Source organism: Streptomyces sp. NPDC002138 (assembly GCF_040296485.1).
GTDB lineage: Bacteria > Actinomycetota > Actinomycetes > Streptomycetales > Streptomycetaceae > Streptomyces.
Genome location: NZ_JBEOXE010000023.1, coordinates 1 through 17,309, shown reverse-complemented (window position 1 = coordinate 17,309; position 17,309 = coordinate 1). Strand labels below are relative to the sequence as shown.

The 17,309-nt window shown below is 71.9% G+C and carries 14 protein-coding genes; 8 read left to right on the top strand and 6 right to left on the bottom strand.

All coding sequences use genetic code 11. The features are described 5' to 3' along the window. Positions 1-36 precede the first annotated feature (36 nt). Positions 37-1,464: a ferredoxin reductase family protein gene (locus ABT084_RS17065; protein WP_351044012.1), complete on the bottom strand. Its 1,428-nt coding sequence runs from the start codon at positions 1,462-1,464 to the stop codon at positions 37-39. Positions 1,465-1,653: 189 nt separating this feature from the next. On the opposite strand from ABT084_RS17065, the gene ABT084_RS17060 reads away from it, so the two are divergent. From ABT084_RS17060 to nirD, 3 genes are read left to right on the top strand one after another with little or no spacing between them, the layout of a single operon-like run. Next, positions 1,654-2,907 (top strand): NAD(P)/FAD-dependent oxidoreductase, encoded by a 1,254-nt coding sequence (locus tag ABT084_RS17060; protein WP_351044009.1) that lies wholly within the window; start codon positions 1,654-1,656, stop codon positions 2,905-2,907. A gap of 2 nt (positions 2,908-2,909) precedes the next feature. Continuing rightward, positions 2,910-5,450, top strand: a complete 2,541-nt coding sequence (gene nirB / locus ABT084_RS17055) for a nitrite reductase large subunit NirB (protein ID WP_351044007.1) — start codon at positions 2,910-2,912, stop codon at positions 5,448-5,450. Beyond that, the gene (gene nirD / locus ABT084_RS17050) at positions 5,447-5,827 is read left to right on the top strand and encodes a nitrite reductase small subunit NirD (RefSeq protein ID WP_351044004.1); all 381 of its coding nucleotides are present in this window, start codon (positions 5,447-5,449) and stop codon (positions 5,825-5,827) included. The genes nirB and nirD overlap by 4 nt, the downstream gene beginning before the upstream one ends. On the opposite strand, the gene ABT084_RS17045 is transcribed toward nirD, so the two are convergent. From ABT084_RS17045 to dusB, 4 genes are all read right to left on the bottom strand, one after another. Then, on the bottom strand, positions 5,824-6,228 hold the full coding sequence (locus ABT084_RS17045) for a VOC family protein (protein WP_351044001.1): 405 nt from the start codon (positions 6,226-6,228) through the stop codon (positions 5,824-5,826). The two genes, nirD and ABT084_RS17045, sit on opposite strands and share 4 nt — an antisense overlap. Positions 6,229-6,468: 240 nt before the next feature. Further along, positions 6,469-7,467: an ArsR/SmtB family transcription factor gene (locus tag ABT084_RS17040; protein WP_351043998.1), complete on the bottom strand. Its 999-nt coding sequence runs from the start codon at positions 7,465-7,467 to the stop codon at positions 6,469-6,471. Positions 7,468-7,936: 469 nt separating this feature from the next. Beyond that, positions 7,937-10,648 carry a pyruvate, phosphate dikinase gene (ppdK, locus tag ABT084_RS17035; RefSeq protein ID WP_351043996.1) on the bottom strand — a complete coding sequence of 904 codons (2,712 nt, stop codon included), beginning with the start codon at positions 10,646-10,648 and terminating at the stop codon, positions 7,937-7,939. A 377-nt stretch (positions 10,649-11,025) separates the two neighbouring features. Further along, positions 11,026-12,168: a tRNA dihydrouridine synthase DusB gene (gene dusB / locus ABT084_RS17030; protein WP_351043994.1), complete on the bottom strand. Its 1,143-nt coding sequence runs from the start codon at positions 12,166-12,168 to the stop codon at positions 11,026-11,028. A gap of 64 nt (positions 12,169-12,232) precedes the next feature. On the opposite strand from dusB, the gene ABT084_RS17025 reads away from it, so the two are divergent. Continuing rightward, complete coding sequence (locus ABT084_RS17025; protein ID WP_351043992.1) at positions 12,233-13,666, top strand: MFS transporter; 1,434 nt, start codon at positions 12,233-12,235, stop codon at positions 13,664-13,666. Between the two features lie 12 nt (positions 13,667-13,678). Here ABT084_RS17025 and ABT084_RS17020 read toward each other — a convergent pair whose 3' ends face one another. Then, on the bottom strand, positions 13,679-14,167 hold the full coding sequence (locus ABT084_RS17020; RefSeq protein ID WP_351043989.1) for a MarR family winged helix-turn-helix transcriptional regulator: 489 nt from the start codon (positions 14,165-14,167) through the stop codon (positions 13,679-13,681). 90 nt (positions 14,168-14,257) lie between these two features. Here ABT084_RS17020 and ABT084_RS17015 point away from each other — a divergent pair, with 90 nt between their 5' ends. The 4 genes from ABT084_RS17015 (at position 14,258) to ABT084_RS17000 (ending at position 17,220) form a co-directional block, all read left to right on the top strand. Continuing rightward, complete coding sequence (locus tag ABT084_RS17015; RefSeq protein WP_351043986.1) at positions 14,258-14,605, top strand: DoxX family protein; 348 nt, start codon at positions 14,258-14,260, stop codon at positions 14,603-14,605. Positions 14,606-14,680: 75 nt separating this feature from the next. Beyond that, positions 14,681-15,745, top strand: a complete 1,065-nt coding sequence (locus ABT084_RS17010) for an aldo/keto reductase (RefSeq protein ID WP_351043983.1) — start codon at positions 14,681-14,683, stop codon at positions 15,743-15,745. A gap of 21 nt (positions 15,746-15,766) precedes the next feature. Then, positions 15,767-16,360, top strand: coding sequence for a TetR/AcrR family transcriptional regulator (locus ABT084_RS17005; RefSeq protein ID WP_351043980.1), 594 nt, complete (start codon positions 15,767-15,769; stop codon positions 16,358-16,360). A gap of 227 nt (positions 16,361-16,587) precedes the next feature. Next, positions 16,588-17,220 carry a VC0807 family protein gene (locus ABT084_RS17000; protein WP_351043977.1) on the top strand — a complete coding sequence of 211 codons (633 nt, stop codon included), beginning with the start codon at positions 16,588-16,590 and terminating at the stop codon, positions 17,218-17,220. Positions 17,221-17,309 lie beyond the last annotated feature (89 nt).

Genomic DNA, 17,309 nt, shown 5'->3' with positions numbered 1-17,309 from the left:
CGGGAACATCAGGGGCGGGCATCAGAAACGCGAGTCTCAGGAGCTGAAGCACTCCACATGGACGCGTCCCCCCGGCACCCCGGCCCGCAGCAGCGCCGCCCGGGTCGCCTCCGCCATCCCCGGCGGCCCGCACAGGTAGACGTCGTGCTCCACGAGACCGGGCACCAGGTCGGCCAGCGCCTGCGGGGCCAGCGGGTCGTAGGCCGCGCCCGAGGGCCCGAGCAGGTAGTGCAGCCGGGCCCCGCGCTCCGCGGCGATGGCCTCCAGCTCGGACCGCAGGACGAGGTGCTCCTCGGCCCGGGCCCGGTAGAGCAGGGTGATGTCCCCGGGGCCCCCGGGCAGGGTCTCGAACAGGGCCCGCATCGGGGTGATCCCGACCCCGCCCGCGATGAGCAGCACCTGCGGCCGGGTCCGGCGGGCCGCCGTGAGGGCTCCGAAGGGGCCGGTGGCGAGCACCCGGGTGCCGGGGCGCAGCCTGCGGATCCGGCGGGTGTGGCCGCCCAGCGCCTTCACGGTGATCCGGAGCGTGTTGTTCCGGACGGGGGCCGAGAGGGAGAACGGCAGGGCGGTGTGCCAGAGCCGCCGCTGGAGGAACCGCCAGCGCAGGAACTGGCCCGGCTCGGCGCGCAGTTCCGCGAGGTGGGCGCCGTACATGACCACGGACACCACCCCGGGCCCCTCGTCCCGCACCTCCAGGACCCGCAGCGCGTGCCGCAGGGCCTGGCGTACGGGCACCACGGCCCGGTACCAGAGCAGCAGGACCGCGACCGCGGTGTGCGCGAGGGCCCAGAACCAGGTGACGGGGCGCAGGTCGGGGCCCGCGAGCTGGTGGAGGAAGGCCAGCGCGGCGGCGAGGTGGGCCAGCAGGTGCACCCCGCGCCAGGTTTCGTGGGAGACCCGGCCGCGTACCGCCCGGGCGGAGGTCACCCCGACGCACACCAGCAGCCCGGTCCCGGCGGCCCCGGCGGCGAGCGCCGGGTAACCCATCAGGTCCCGGGCCGCGGTCAGGACGTCGAGCCCGCCGTGGACGGCGTACCCCAGCAGCGCGAAGAGGGCGTGGCCGGCGCAGAGCAGCAGGACGTGGCGGCCGCCGAAGGCGTGCCAGCGGGCCAGCCGGTCGGCGCCCACCCCGTGTTCGACGGCGGGCACCCGGGCCATCAGGAAGAGCATGACGAGGACCCCGTACCCGGCGAGCAGGCCGGTGAGGTGCGCGGCGGTGGCGAAGAGGGCGTCGGGGCGGGCGGAGGGGCGCACCTGCACGGCCCACAGCAGGACCACCAGCACGGCCCCGGCGCCCAGCGCGCCACGGACCCGGACCGCCGTGCCGCCCGCGGCCATGACGCCCGCCCCGCCGACCGCCCGGTCCGCGCTCAGGACGCCCGTCCGGCCCGCGCCCAGGGCCGCCCCCAGCCCGCCGCGCGTCCGCGCGCCCACCGCCGTGCCCCGTCCCGCCGCATCTCGCATGCGGGCCACGCTAGGCGCCCGAAACCCCCTCCGGATGATCCTTAAGGCGGCCTTGAGGAACGCCTCACGGCCCCTTAACCCGGGCCGCCCGTGGCCTCACGGCCCCCCGGCCCGGGTGCTGAGGTGCGCGTTCCGTCCGGGTAACAGAGGCGATGCGGCAGGGAAACAGCGGGCGCGCAGGCTGACGCCATGACCTCGCAACAGCACGTGGTGGTGATCGGCGGCGGCCTCGCGGGCCTGCGGCTCGCGGCCCGGCTCGGCGGTGACGCGGCGGTGACGATCCTCGGCGAGGAACCCCACGTCCCCTACAACCGGGTGCTGCTGGCCGAGGTCCTCGCGGGCCGGTACGCGCCGGAGGTGACCGCCCTCCCCGCCCCCGGCGCGGCGCTGCGCCGGGGCGTGCGGGCGGTACGCGTCGACCGCGCCGACCGCACCGTCCACTGCGACGACGGCGGCGCGCACCGCTACGACACCCTGGTCCTGGCCACCGGCTCCAACCCGGTGCTGCCGCCCCTGCGCGGCCTGTTCGAGCCCGACGGCCGCGACCTCCCGGACGGGGTGCACGCCTTTCGCACCATGGACGACTGCCTCGCCCTGGACCGCGCCATCACCGCCCGCCCCGGGCTGAACGCGGTCGTCATCGGCGGGGGCCTCCTCGGGGTCTCCGCCGCCCGCGCCCTCGCCGAACGCGGCGTCCGGGTCGTACTGGCGCAGCAGGGCACCCGGCTGATGGAACGCCAGCTCGACGAGGACGCCTCGGCCCTGCTCCACACCCACCTCGGCGAACTCGGCGTCGAGATCCACACCGAGTGCCGGGTGCGCGGCCTGACCACCCGGGCGCAGGGCGCCGGCCGCCGGGTCACGGGCGTCGACCTCGCCGTCGGCCTCCACCTGGAGGCCGATCTCGTCGTCCTGGCCTGCGGGGTACGTCCCCGCACCGGCCTCGCGCAGGCCGCGGGGCTCGACGTGCGCAAGGGCGTCGTGGTCGACGACGGGCTGCGGACGAGCGATCCGCGGATCCACGCCATCGGCGACTGCGCCGAGCACGCGGGCCGGGTGTACGGCCTGGCCGGACCCGCGCTGGAACAGGCCGACGCCCTCGCCGCCCTCCTCACCGGCGGCGCTCCGGCCGGCTCCGCGCGGCCGGACTACACCGGCACCCGCGCCCTCACCCGGCTCACCCTCTCCTCCGGCCCGCGCCCCCTGGACCTCGCCGCCTTCGGCGAGACCACCCCGCTGCCCGGGGACGACGTGCTCCGGCTCGCCGACGCCACCCGGCGCACCTACCGCAAGGTCGTCGTCCGCGGCGACCGCCTGGTCGGCGGGGTCCTGCTCGGCGAACTCTCCACCGTGGGCGCCCTCGCCCGCACCTGGGAGGGCGACGAGATCCTGCGCGCGCACGACGACCTCTCCCACCTGCTCACCGACGACGGAGGCTCCTGAACATGGCCGCATCCACGACGCCCACCCCCGCCATCGTGCTCATCGGGCACGGGATGGTCGGCCAGCGCTACCTCGAAGCGCTCGCCGAGCGCGGCGCGACGGCCACCCACCGCATCACCGTGCTCTGCGAGGAGCCGCGCCCGGCCTACGACCGGGTCCACCTCACCTCGTACTTCTCCGGCAGCAGCGCCGACGACCTGTCCCTGACCCCCGCGGGATTCATGGCCGACCACGGCATCGAGCTGCACCTGGACGACCCCGCCGAGCACATCGACCGGGCGGCGCGCACGGTCACCTCCCGCTCCGGGCAGGTCTTCCCGTACGACGTCCTCGTCCTGGCGACCGGCAGCTACCCCTTCGTGCCGCCGGTGCCCGGCAAGGGCGCCCCCGGCTGCTTCGTCTACCGCACCATCGAGGACCTCCTCGCGATCGAGGAGTACGCCAAGGGGCGCACCAGCGGCGCGGTCATCGGCGGCGGCCTGCTCGGCCTGGAGGCGGCCGGCGCCCTGCAGGGGCTCGGACTGGCCACCCGGATCGTGGAGTTCGCGCCCCGGCTGATGCCCGCGCAGATCGACGACGGGGGCGGCGCGGCCCTGCTGCGCACCATCGAGTCGATGGGACTGACCGTGCACACCGGCGTCGGCACCCAGGAGGTGCTGACCGGAGCGGACGGCTCCGTCAGCGGAATGTCCCTCTCCGACGGCTCGTCCGTGGAGACGGAGCTCGTCGTCTTCTCCGCCGGGGTCCGCCCCCGCGACCAGCTCGCCCGCGCCGCCGAACTGGCCGTCGGCGAGCGCGGCGGCATCGCCGTCGACGCCCGCTGCCGCACCTCGGACCCCCGGGTCTACGCGATCGGCGAATGCGCGCTGGCCACCGACGGACGGGTCTACGGCCTGGTCGCGCCCGGCTACGAGATGGCCGAGACCGCCGCCGAGGACCTGCTGGGCCGCGACAAGGAGTTCACCGGCGCCGACCTCTCCACCAAGCTCAAGCTGCTCGGCGTGGACGTGGCCTCCTTCGGCGACGCCCACGGCGCGACCCCCGGCTCCCTCGACGTCGTCTACTCCGACTCCCGCTCCGGGATCTACAAGAAGCTCGTCGTCTCCCCCGACGGCGTCCTGCTCGGCGGGGTCCTGGTCGGCGACGCCGATTCCTACGGGCTGCTGCGGCCGCTGACCGGCAGCGTGCCGCCCGCCGCACCCGAACAGCTCGTCCTGCCCGCCGGGATCGGCTCCGCCGTCCAGCTCGGGCCCGCCTCGCTGCCCGACCACGCGGTCATCTGCTCCTGCCACAACGTCACCAAGAAGGCCATCACCGCCTGCGCCACCCTGCCCGAGGTGAAGAAGTGCACCAAGGCCGGCACCGGCTGCGGCAGTTGCGTCAAGGTGATCGGCCAGCTGCTCCCGGCCGCCGCCGACCCGGGGCTCTGCGCCTGCTTCCCGTACACCCGCGCCGAGCTGTACGAGATCGTCCGCACCCTGCGCGTGACCTCCTACGACACCCTGCTCGACAGCCACGGCCGGGAAGCGGCGCGCGGCGGCAACGGCTGCGAGGTCTGCAAGCCGGCCATCGGCTCGATCATCGCCTCGCTGGCCCCGACCGTCGGCGCCCCCGGCTACGTACTGGCCGGGGAACAGGCCGCGCTCCAGGACACCAACGACCACTTCCTCGCGAACCTCCAGCGCAACGGCTCGTACTCGGTCGTCCCCCGCATCCCCGGCGGCGAGATCACCCCGGACAAGCTGATCGTGATCGGTGAGGTGGCCCGCGACTTCGGCCTCTACACGAAGATCACCGGCGGTCAGCGCATCGACCTCTTCGGCGCCCGCGTCGACCAGCTCCCGCGGATCTGGGCCCGCCTCGTCGAGGCCGGCTTCGAGTCCGGGCACGCCTACGGCAAGGCGCTGCGCACCGTGAAGTCCTGCGTGGGACAGACCTGGTGCCGCTACGGCGTCCAGGACAGCGTGCGCATGGCCATCGATCTGGAGCTGCGCTACCGCGGCCTGCGCGCCCCGCACAAGCTCAAGTCGGCGGTGTCCGGCTGCGCCCGCGAGTGCGCGGAGGCGCAGAGCAAGGACTTCGGGGTGATCGCCACCGCGAGCGGCTGGAACCTGTACGTCGGCGGCAACGGCGGGGCCACCCCGCGCCACGCCGATCTGCTGGCCCAGGACCTGTCGGACGCCGAACTGGTCCGGCTCATCGACCGGTTCCTGATGTTCTACATCCGCACCGCCGACCGGCTGGAGCGGACCTCCGCCTGGCTGGAGCGGCTGGAGGGCGGCCTGGAGCACCTGCGGGACGTGGTCGTCCACGACTCGCTCGGGCTGTGCGGGGAGCTGGAGTCCCTGATGGCCGCCCATGTGGCGCACTACCGGGACGAGTGGGCCGAGACCCTGGAGGACCCCGAGCGGCTGCGGCGGTTCGTGTCCTTCGTGAACGCGCCCGGCGCCCCCGACCCGACCGTGAAGTTCGTCGCGGAACGCGACCAGGTCAAGCCCGACCTGACGTTCCTGACCCTTGAGCCCCTGGGAGGCGCACGATGACCGTCGAACTGCAGGTGTCCGAAGGCTGGCTGACGGTGTGCGAGTACACGGCGCTGACGCCGGGGCGCGGGGTCGCGGCCCTGCTGCCGGACGGCACCCAGGCCGCGGTGTTCGTCGACCGCTCGGGCCGTACGTACGCGATCGGCAATCAGGACCCCTTCACCGGGGCCCAGGTGCTCTCGCGCGGGCTCGTGGGGTGCGTGGAGGGGCGGCCGTTCGTGGCGTCGCCGCTGCTCAAGCAGCGCTTCGACCTGGCGACGGGGCGCTGCCTGGACGACGAGGAGGTGGCGGTCCGGACGTACCCCGTACGGACCGCCGCGACCTCACCCGCGACCTCACCCGCCGCCTCTGCCGCGGTCCCGGCCTGGACGGCCTAGCCCTGGACGGCCGCCGGGTCCATCCACATGATCTCCCAGGTGTGGCCGTCGAGGTCGTCGAAGGCCCGGCCGTACATGAAGCCGTGGTCCTGGGGGGCGCGCGGCTCGGTGGCGCCCGCCCCGACGGCCCCGTCGACCAGCTCGTCGACGGCGGCGCGGCTCTCGGCGCTCAGACACACCAGCACCTCGGTGGTGGTGGCCGTGTCGGCGATGGCCTTGTGCGTGAAGTCCTTGAACCGGGCCTCGGTCAGGAGCATCGCGACGATGGTGTCGCTGATGACCATGGAGGCGCAGTTCTCGTCGCTGAACTGGGCGTTGAAGGTGTAGCCGAGCTTCGCCCAGAACGCCTTGCTCGCGTCCAGGTCCTTGACCGGCAGATTGACGAAAATCATCGTTGACATCTCGGGTTCGCTTCTCTCGCGTGGCTCGTGCGGCCCGTGGTGCGCCGGTGCGCGCCGCGGGTGTCCGGAGCAGGTGTCCGGTGCTTACGAGAGGTAGACGGCGGGCCCGCGGGAAACTCATCGCTGCCCGGCAAAGAAATTTCCGGGGAGTTTCCGCGCCCCCGGGCGGGGCGGGCCCGGCCGCCCCGCCCCGGCCCGGAGTTCGGGGCTCCGGGAGCCCCGCAGGGCCCCCGGAAGCCGTTACGAGGCCACCGCGCCGCCCTTCAGCAGGGCCGCGCCCAGCGGGGTCACGGTGTGCAGGACCGCGCTCCCCCGGCGCAGGGTCGTCACCAGGCCCGCCTCCCGCATCACGCAGGCGTGCTGGCTCGCCGAGGCCAGCGACACCCCGGCCCGGCGGGCCAGTTCACTGGTCGTCGCCCCGTCCCCGATGGCCCGCAGGACCACCGAGCGGGTGTGCCCGACCAGCTTGCCCAGGGTCCGCTGGCGCTGCTCCTCCACGGGCCGGGCCGCCTCGCCGCCGGTCTGGGCCGAGGCGAGCTGCGCCGCGGCCGGATAGACCAGGACGGGCGGCAGCTCCGGGTCGTGCAGGGTCACCGCCGTGCGCCGGCAGAAGAAGGACGGCTGGAGCAGCAGACCGCGTCCGCGCAGCCTGACGTCCCGGTCCACCGGGTAGTCGCACTCGAGCACCGGCGCCCGCCACCGCAGCATCGGCGGCAGCGAGGCCAGCAGTTCGTCCGCGCCGCCGTCCAGCAGCGCGCGGCCCCGGGCGGCCCGCTCGGCCTCGATCTGGGCCTGGATGTGCGTCCAGTACGGCTCCACGGCCGCCCGGTGGTACCCGCGCAGCTCGTCCATGAGCCGCGGCAGGTGCCGCGCCGCGTCGTCGGCGAAGTCGCGCAGCCGGGGCGAGGGCGGTGCCCCCTGGCCCAGCACGTGCAGTTCCCTGCGCATCCGCTCGGGCCTGATCCCGCGCAGTGCGTCGAGCCCCGTGTCCCATCCGTACTGACCCTCGACCGGGGTCAGGAAATCGGGGAAATAGCCGCGACTCGGTATGAGTGCGCCCAGCACACGTGTTTCACTATTCAACCTGCTCCGCGTTGTTGTACGCCATTCACCGAACAACCGGACGTCACGCCGGTCTCTTAAGCGGTGAAAACTGAGAATCGTTTCCCACAACGCATCGGGACGCCCTGCCATCCGTACGCGTGCCAGGTCCACTCCAGTGAAATGGATACGAAGCACCGAACCCCCACCTGTGCAACCGCAATCCCCCCGCCCCATGAGTATGCATGCCGTCACACGACGTCACCACGCCCTTTCGGCCACAGTTGAAACCCCTTTCGGCGGGGGTGTGACAACCGAAATCCTGTACTCCGCCGGGCACACTCCGGCGCGACCGAAACGCTCCGCGAAGGCCGTGGGGGGCTTTGCGGGGCCTGGCGGTCGGTCGCACCGGGAAGCGCCGACGTGCCCGGCAGATTGTCAGCAGGCGGTGGACGGGTGGGGATCCGTCCACCGCCTGCTGACGTAAAAACTTGTTGAACAATGTGCTTCTTCACACCGCGCTTCTTCGCGGCGCACTTCCGCACAACGCAGGGCGCGCCCACCCCAGGGCGTCAGGGAACCCGGGGCAGGCGCGGTCTGTGGGGGCGCGGACGGCACGTACCGCGCGCTCGGGGCGCGCGGTACGGCGTTCACGCCGTGAGGGGGGTCAGCGGCTGTCGCTGCCCTTCGACTCGGCGGCGGCACGGCCCGCCTCCAGGCGCGCCACCGGGATCCGGAAGGGCGAGCAGGAGACGTAGTCGAGGCCGACCTCGTGGAAGAAGTGCACCGACTCGGGGTCGCCGCCGTGCTCGCCGCACACGCCGAGCTTGAGGTCGGGGCGGGTCGCCCGGCCCGCCTGGACCGCGCTGCGGACCAGGGCGCCGACGCCGTCCTTGTCGATGGTCTCGAACGGGGAGACCCCGAAGATGCCCTTCTCCAGGTACGCGGTGAAGAAGCTGGCCTCGACGTCGTCGCGGGAGAAGCCCCACACCGTCTGGGTCAGGTCGTTCGTACCGAAGGAGAAGAACTGGGCGGCCTCGGCGATCTGACCGGCGGTCAGCGCGGCGCGCGGCAGCTCGATCATCGTGCCGATGGTCAGCTTGAGGCTGGTGCCGGTGGCGGCCTCGACGTCGGCGATGACCTGGTCGGCCTCCTCGCGGACGATCTCGAGCTCCTGCACGGTGCCCACGAGCGGGACCATGATCTCGGCGCGCGGGTCGCCCTTGGCGTTCTTGCGCTCGGCCGCGGCCTCGGCGATCGCCCGGACCTGCATGGCGAACAGACCGGGGATGACCAGGCCGAGGCGGACGCCGCGCAGACCCAGCATCGGGTTCTGCTCGTGCAGCTTGTGCACGGCCTGGAGCAGGCGCAGGTCGTTCTCGTTGTGGTCCTTGCGGGACTCGGCGAGGGCGACGCGCACCGACAGCTCGGTGATGTCGGGCAGGAACTCGTGCAGCGGCGGGTCGAGCAGGCGGACGGTGACGGGGAGCCCGTCCATCGCCTCGAACAGCTCGACGAAGTCCTTCTTCTGGAGCGGCAGGAGGGCACTCAGTGCCTCCTCGCGCTCCTTGTCGGTGTCCGCCAGGATCAGGTTCTCGACGAGCTCGCGGCGCTCGCCGAGGAACATGTGCTCGGTGCGGCACAGGCCGATGCCCTGGGCGCCGAAGCGGCGGGCGCGCAGCGCGTCCTCGGCGTTGTCGGCGTTCGCCCGCACCCGCAGCCGGCGGACGCGGTCCGCGTACGCCATGATCCGGTGCACGGCGGCGACGAGCTCGTTGGCGTCGTCGGCGCCGGCGTGCATGCGGCCCTCGAAGTACTCGACGACCGGGGACGGTACGACGGGTACCTCGCCCAGGTACACCTTGCCGGTGGAGCCGTCGACGGAGACGACGTCACCCTCCTCGACGACCACGCCGGAGGCGGTGGTCATCCGGCGGCGCTTGGTGTCGACCTCGAGCTCCTCGGCGCCGCAGACACAGGTCTTGCCCATGCCGCGGGCGACGACGGCGGCGTGCGAGGTCTTGCCGCCGCGCGAGGTCAGGATGCCCTCGGCGGCGATCATGCCGTCCAGGTCGTCCGGGTTGGTCTCGCGGCGGATCAGGATGACCTTCTCGCCGGAGCGGGACCACTTGACGGCCGTGTAGGAGTCGAAGACGGCCTTGCCGACGGCCGCGCCCGGGGAGGCGGCGATGCCGCGCCCGATCAGCTCCGTCGCGGCCCCCTCGTCGAAGCGCGGGAACATCAGCTGGGCGAGCTGGGCGCCGTTGACCCGCTGGAGGGCCTCGGCCTCGTCGATCAGGCCCTGGTCGACGAGCTGGGTGGCGATGCGGAAGGCCGCGCCCGCGGTGCGCTTGCCGACACGGGTCTGCAGCATCCACAGCTGACCGCGCTCGATGGTGAACTCGATGTCGCACAGGTCCTTGTAGTGCGTCTCGAGGGTTTCCATGATCTGCATGAGCTGGTCGTACGACGTCTTGTCGATCGACTCCAGCTCGGCGAGCGGGACCGTGTTGCGGATGCCCGCGACGACGTCCTCGCCCTGCGCGTTGGTGAGGTAGTCGCCGTAGACGCCCTGGTGGCCGCTGGCGGGGTCACGGGTGAAGGCGACGCCGGTGCCCGAGTCGGGGCCGAGGTTGCCGAAGACCATGGAACAGATGTTGACGGCCGTGCCGAGGTCGCCGGGGATGCGCTCCTGGCGGCGGTAGAGCTTGGCGCGGTCGGTGTTCCAGGAGTCGAAGACGGCGTGGACGGCGAGGTCCATCTGCTCGCGGGCGTCCTGCGGGAAGTCCCGGCCGGCCTGCTCGGCGACGATCTCCTTGAAGCGCGCGACCAGCTTCTTGAGGTCGGCGGCGTCCAGGTCGGTGTCGACGGTGACCTTCTTGGCGGCCTTGGCCTCGTCCAGCGCGTCCTCGAAGAGCTCGCCCTCGACCCCGAGGACCGTCTTGCCGAACATCTGGATGAGACGGCGGTACGAGTCCCAGGCGAAGCGGTCGTTGCCCGCCTGCGCGGCGAGGCCCTGGACCGACTCGTCGGACAGGCCGATGTTGAGGACCGTGTCCATCATGCCGGGCATCGAGAACTTCGCGCCGGACCGGACCGAGACCAGCAGCGGGTCGTCCGACTGCCCGAGCTTCTTGCCCATCTTCGCTTCGAGGGCGGCCAGGTGGGCGCTCACCTCGTCGCGCAGCTCCGCGGGGGCGTCGCCGCTCTCCAGGTAGACCTTGCAGGCCTCCGTGGTGATGGTGAAGCCGGGAGGGACGGGGAGGCCCAGGTTGGTCATCTCGGCGAGGTTGGCTCCCTTGCCGCCGAGAAGGTCCTTGAGGTCCCGGTTGCCCTCGGTGAAGTCGTAAACGAACTTCTGATCTTTGTTTTCCGACACGGGTCTCGACTCCTCGAGGACTCGGGTGGCTGCCCTGACGGCCAGGAACATACCCAGATCGAAGGCTTATGGGTACGTCCACTTGGCGGTCACATGGCTGTAACCACCCATGCGCCAGGAGATCGAAAGTAACTCGTGGGTAGCTGGAACCTACGAAGAGCCTTCACATCCCGAAGCGAGAAGGGCCTGCTGAGGCTTGCCCGTGCTCGGATGAGCGATCATCGATACATTTGCGTTCAAGTCTTGAACGCACAAAGGGTGGCACCCAGTGCCACCCTTTGAAAGTCTTACCCGTGATATTGGCGCTCATCTGAGCGCAACCCCACCCATGCGTGGCGTATCTCACGCCGCCGGAGGGGCCCCCGGAGGGCTCTTCCTCAGCCTCCCGAGGTGTCCTGCTCGGCGTCCTCGCCGACCCCCGCGCAGTCGTACGGATCCTTGAGCCACCCCTCGGGGAGGACAACTCGGTTGTTTCCGGACGTCCGGCCCCGCGGGCCGTCCGCGCTCTCCGGCCAGGGCTGGTCCAGATCAAGCTCGCTCAGATGAGCGTCCAGCTCGGCCAGCGAGGAGGTGACGCCGAGCTTCTGCCGCATCTCCGAACCCACCGAGAAGCCCTTGGTGTACCAAGCCACGTGCTTACGGAAGTCGATCACCCCGCGCGCCTCGTCGCCGATCCACTCCCCCAGCAGCTGCGCGTGCCGGAGCATCGTGGCCGCGACCTCGCGCAGCGTGGGCTTGTGGAAGTCCTCGGGGCGCCCCTCGAAGGCCGCCACGAGGTCGTTGAAGAGCCACGGCCGCCCCAGGCAGCCGCGCCCGACGACGACGCCGTCACAGCCCGTCTCGCGGACCATGCGCAGGGCGTCCTCGGCGCACCAGATGTCGCCGTTGCCCAGGACCGGGATCTCCGGCACGTGCTCCTTGAGGCGTGCGATGGCCTCCCAGTCGGCCGTGCCGCCGTAGTGCTGGGCGGTGGTGCGCCCGTGCAGCGCGATGGCGGTGATGCCCTCCTCGACGGCGATCCGGCCCGCGTCGAGGTAGGTGAGGTGGTCGTCGTTGATGCCCTTGCGCATCTTCATCGTCACCGGCAGGTCACCGGCGCCCGCGACCGCCTCGCGCAGGATCGCGCGCAGCAGGTTCCGCTTGTACGGCAGGGCCGAGCCGCCGCCCTTGCGGGTCACCTTGGGGACCGGGCAGCCGAAGTTCAGGTCGATGTGGTCGGCGCGGTCCTCCTCGACGATCATGCGGACCGCCTTGCCGACCGTGGCGGGGTCGACGCCGTACAGCTGTATCGAGCGGGGCTTCTCCGTCTCGTCGAAGTGGATCAGCTGCATGGTCTTCTCGTTGCGCTCGACCAGCGCGCGCGTCGTGATCATCTCGCTCACGAAGAGCCCCTTGCCGCCCGAGAACTCGCGGCAGAGGGTGCGGAACGGGGCATTGGTGATGCCGGCCATCGGCGCGAGCACTACCGGCGGCTGCACGGTGTGCGGGCCGATCGCGAGGGGCGGGGGGAGCGTGGTCATCCCTCCATTGTGGCGCAGCCGCGCCGCGTGCCGTACTTGTTTAGTTAGGCGTACTATCGGCATCATGCACGACTTGAGCCCCAGGCGTCGCCTGTTGATCCTGGCCATCTGCTGCATGAGCCTGCTGATCGTCAGCCTCGACAACACGGTCCTGAACGTCGCCCTCCCCTCCATGCGCCGCGAGCTCGACGCCACCGTCGCCGGGATGCAGTGGACGATCGACGCGTACACGCTGGTCCTGGCCTCCCTGTTGATGCTCGCGGGCTCCACGGGCGACCGGATCGGCCGTCGCAGGGTCTTCACCGCCGGGCTCGTGCTCTTCACCGCCGGTTCGCTGCTGTGCTCGCTGGCGCCCAGCCTCGGCTGGCTGATCGCCTTCCGGATGATCCAGGCCGTCGGCGGCTCGATGCTCAACCCGGTCGCTATGTCGATCATCACCAACACCTTCACCGACCCGAAGGAGCGCGCCCGTGCCATCGGCGTCTGGGGCGGCGTCGTCGGCATCTCGATGGCCGCGGGCCCGCTGATCGGCGGGCTGCTCGTCGACTCGGTCGGCTGGCGGTCGATCTTCTGGGTCAACCTCCCCGTCGGACTCCTCGCCCTGGTGCTGACCCTGCGCTACGTCCCCGAGTCGCGCGCCGGGCACCCGCGCCGCCCGGACCCGGTGGGCCAGCTGCTCGTCATGCTGCTGCTCGGCTCGCTGACCTACGGGATCATCGAGGCCCCCGACGCCGGGTGGACCTCCCCGCTGATCCTCGGCTGCGCGGCGCTGGCGGTCGCGGCGCTGGCGGGCCTCCTCGTCTACGAGCCCCGGCGGCCCGAGCCGCTGATCGACCCCCGGTTCTTCCGGAGCGCGCCCTTCAGCGGGGCGACCGTGATCGCGGTCAGCGCCTTCGCCGCGCTGTCCGGGTTCCTCTTCCTCAACACCCTGTACCTCCAGGAGGTGCGCGGGCTGACCGCCCTGCACGCCGGGCTCTACATGCTCCCCATGGCCGCGCTGACCTTCCTCTTCGCCCCGGTCTCGGGGCGGCTGGTGGCCTCGCGCGGGCCCCGGCTGCCGCTGCTCGTCGCGGGGGTCACGATGGCCGCGAGCGGGCTGCTGTTCGCCGCCTTCGACGCCGCCGCCTCCACCCCGCTGCTCTTCGCCGGGTACGTGCTCTTCGGGCTCGGCTTCGGCATGGTCAACGCCCCCATCACCAACACCGCCGTCTCCGGGATGCCCCGCGCCCAGGCGGGGGTGGCGGCCGCGGTCGCCTCCACCAGCAGGCAGACGGGCGGCACCCTGGGCGTCGCGGTCATCGGCGCGGTCCTCGCGGCGGGGCTGGGCGGCCACGCGTACACGGCCGGCGCCTTCGCGGACGCGGCCCGGCCCGCCTGGTGGATCATCACGGCCTGCGGGCTGGCCGTCCTCGTCGTGGGGATCCTGACCAGCGGCCGCTGGGCCCGGGCCACGGCCGTACGGACCTCGCGGACGCTGGAGAAGATCGCGGCCCGCTGACCGACGGGCGCACTACTCGCCGCAGCTGAAGTCCTCGGCGTTCGTGTCGATCCGGCTCAGCAGCTCCCGCAGCGTGGCGCGCTCCCGCTCCGACAGACCGGCGAAGAGCACCCGCTCCACGGCGTCGAGGGCGGCGTTCGTCGCGCTCAGCGCGGCGGAACCGGCCTGCGTGATCGCCACGTTGTGCCGACGCCGGTCGGCCGGGTCGCGGCGCCGCTCGACGAGTGCCTCGCCCTCCAGGTCGTTGAGGAGCCCGACGAGGACGCTCGGGTCCACCTCCAGCCGCTCGGCGAGGGCCCGCTGGCTCACGGGGCCCGTTTCCAGGTGCATCAGGGTCATCGCGTGGCGCGGGGTGAGTCCGGCGGCGCTGAGCGCCCGGCGCATCCGGGTCTCGGCGGCCGAACCGTGCCAGGCCAGCAGCATGCCCAGGCGCTGCGCCGGAGCGGGGCCGTCCTCGCCGGGCAGTGCGTCCGGCGTGTCCGGCGCGTCCTGAAGGGTCATCTCCACACCGTAACAGTCGGCAAATGATTGCCATCGATCGATCGTTGATGCTATTCAATGATTGAGCATCCCCGATCGTTGGAGTCCTTCATGTTCACCGCTTACCTGATCACCGCCACCCTCCTCGCCCTGACCCTCACCGCCTCCGCCACGCTCACCGCGCGCCGCGCCGAGCCGGTGGTCACGAACATGCGGGCCGTGGGCGTTCCCGATTCCTGGCTGCCGCGCCTGGCGGCGCTCAAGGCGGCCGGCGCGGTCGGCCTCGTCGGCGGGCTCTGGTTCACCCCGCTGGGCATAGCCGCCGCGACCGGCGTGACCCTCTACTTCATCGGCGCCGTCATCAGCCACCTGCGGGTCAAGCACTACGAGCTGGTCCCCGCGGCCGTGCTGACACTGCTCGCGGCCGCGGCACTGATCCTGCGCATCGCCTCGGCGTGACCCCGTTCGAATGAAGAGGAGTGATGACGGGTGACAGATATTGAAATCTGTCACCCGTCATGCCATTCTTGTGTCATGACGAACGAGACGAACACCCAACAGACCCAGCAGACCCAGCAGACCGGGCAGACCCGGCACACCCACCGCACCCTCGGCACCACCGGCCCCTCCGTCCACCCGCTCGGCCTCGGGTGCATGGGCATGTCCGCCCTGTACGGCGAGGCGGACCGCGCCGAGTCCATCGCCACCGTCCACGCCGCGCTGGACGCGGGCGTCACCCTGCTGGACACCGGCGACTTCTACGGCATGGGGCACAACGAACTGCTGATCAACGAAGCGCTGCGCACCGCACCGGCCGCCGCCCGGGACCGGGCCCTCACCAGCGTCAAGTTCGGCGCGCTGCGCACGGTCGAGGGCGGCTTCACCGGATACGACGGCCGACCCGCCGCCGTGAAGAACTTCCTGGCGTATTCGCTCCAGCGCCTCGGCCGGGACCACATCGACATCTACCGGATCGCCCGGGTGGACCCGGACGTCCCGATCGAGGAGACGGTCGGAGCCATCGCGGAGGCCGTCCAGGCGGGGCACGTCCGGCACATCGGGCTCTCCGAGGTCGGCGCGGACACCCTGCGCCGGGCGGCCGCGGTCGCCCCGATCTCCGACCTCCAGATCGAGTACTCCCTGATCTCGCGCGGCATCGAGGCGGAGATCCTGCCGACCGCCCGCGAGCTGGGCATAGGCATCACGGCGTACGGCGTGCTCTCCCGCGGCCTGATCAGCGGCCACTTCGCCCGCGACCGGGCGCTCGCCCCCGGCGACTTCCGCGGGATGAGCCCGCGCTTCCAGGGGGACAACCTCGCGCGCAATCTCGATCTGGTCGACGCCCTGCGCAAGGTGGCGGACGAGAAGGGAGTGAGCGTGGCGCAGACCGCCATCGCCTGGGTGCTCTCGCGCGGCGAGGACATCGTGCCGCTGGTGGGCGCGCGCCGCCGGGACCGGCTGGCGGAGGCGCTGGGCGCCCTGGACACCGTTCTCACCCCTGCCGATCTGGCGGCCATCGAGGCGGCCGTCCCCGCCGGCGCGGCGGCGGGCGAGCGGTACCCGGCGGCGCAGATGGCCCACCTCGACAGTGAGCACTGAGCTGCCGGTACGGTCGTAGACATGCCTCCCGCAGCTGCCGAACCCCTGACCCCCGAGCGCATCCTCGAAACCACCGAGGAGGTGCTGCGCCGCTTCGGCCCCACGAAGGCGACCGTGGTGGACGTGGCGCGCGCCCTCGGAGTCAGTCACGGCAGTGTCTACCGGCACTTCCCGTCGAAGGCCGCCCTGCGCGAGGCGGTCACCGACCGCTGGCTCGCGCGGAGCGTGGTCATGCTGGAGGAGATCGCCTCGGCTCCGACCGGGAGCGCCCCCTCCAAGCTGGAGTCCTGGCTGGAGGCGCTCTTCGAGGCCAAGCGGCACAAGGCGGGCGCCGACCCCGAGCTGTTCGCGACGTACACGGTGCTGCTCGCCGAGAACAGCGGAGTGGTGGACGCGCATCTGACCCAGCTGATCGACCAGCTGGCGCGGATCATCGACGAGGGCGTCTCCGCCGGATCACTGGCCGCGCCGGACGTTCCGGCGGCCGCCCGCGCGGTCTTCGACGCCACCGGCCGTTTCCACGACCCGCAGTACGCGGCGGACTGGCTCTCGCCGACCATCATCACGGAGTTCGAGGCCGTCACCGCGCTCATCGTCCGGGGACTGCGCGCCTGACCCCGCACCGGGAGGCATCCGCCGGGTGGCCGGAATCTGACGGTCCGCAAGTTTGGTGATCATTTGGGGCGCCCCGCCATTGCCCCGGGCTCACCCTTCTCCTTACGTTCCCCTTACCGCACTTCACCATGCATGCCTCAGGGGGAACGTTGTCCGTTCAGGAAACACCGGCAGCTCAGGCCAGACCACCCGCACGGTCCGGCTCGGCCACCGCCATCGGCTGGATCATGACCATCGCCTTCAACGTGGTCGCACCGATCGTCACCTACAACATCCTCACCGGGCGGGGCTGGACCGAGTTCGCCGCGCTGCTGCTCAGCAGCGCCTGGCCGGTGGTGGACACCCTCGTCTCGCTCGCCTGGCGCCGCCACATCGACGAGTTCGCCATCGTCACCCTGGTATTCCTGGTGATCACGGCCCTGGTCACCCTGGTCGGTACCCACTCGGCCCGCGCCCTGCTCATCAAGGACTCGGCCGTGACCGGGCTGTTCGGCACGCTGTGCCTGGCCACCCTGCTGGCGCCGCGGCCGTTGATGTTCTTCTTCGGCCGCAAGTTCGGCACCGACGGCACCCCGGAGGGCGTGGGGCACTTCAACAGCCTCTGGCAGTACCCGGACTTCCGCAAGGCGATGAAGACGATGACCAGCGTCTGGGGCGTCGCCTACCTGATCGAGGCCGCGCTGCGCGTGGTCCTCGCGTACGCGCTGAGCACCGACACCATGGTGATCCTCAGCCCGTTCCTGATCTACGGCTTCCTCGTGTCCCTGATCTTCTGGACCATCCGCTACTCGAAGCGGATGCAGGCCGAGGGTGAGGCCCGGGCCGCCGCGCGGGAAGCGGCGGCGGCCGCCGCCGCCTGATCAAGGCACGGCACAACACAGCAGGCACGGCACAGACAGGGGTGGCCCGGTGCGCGCTGCGCACCCGAGCGCACCCCAAACCCAAAGCC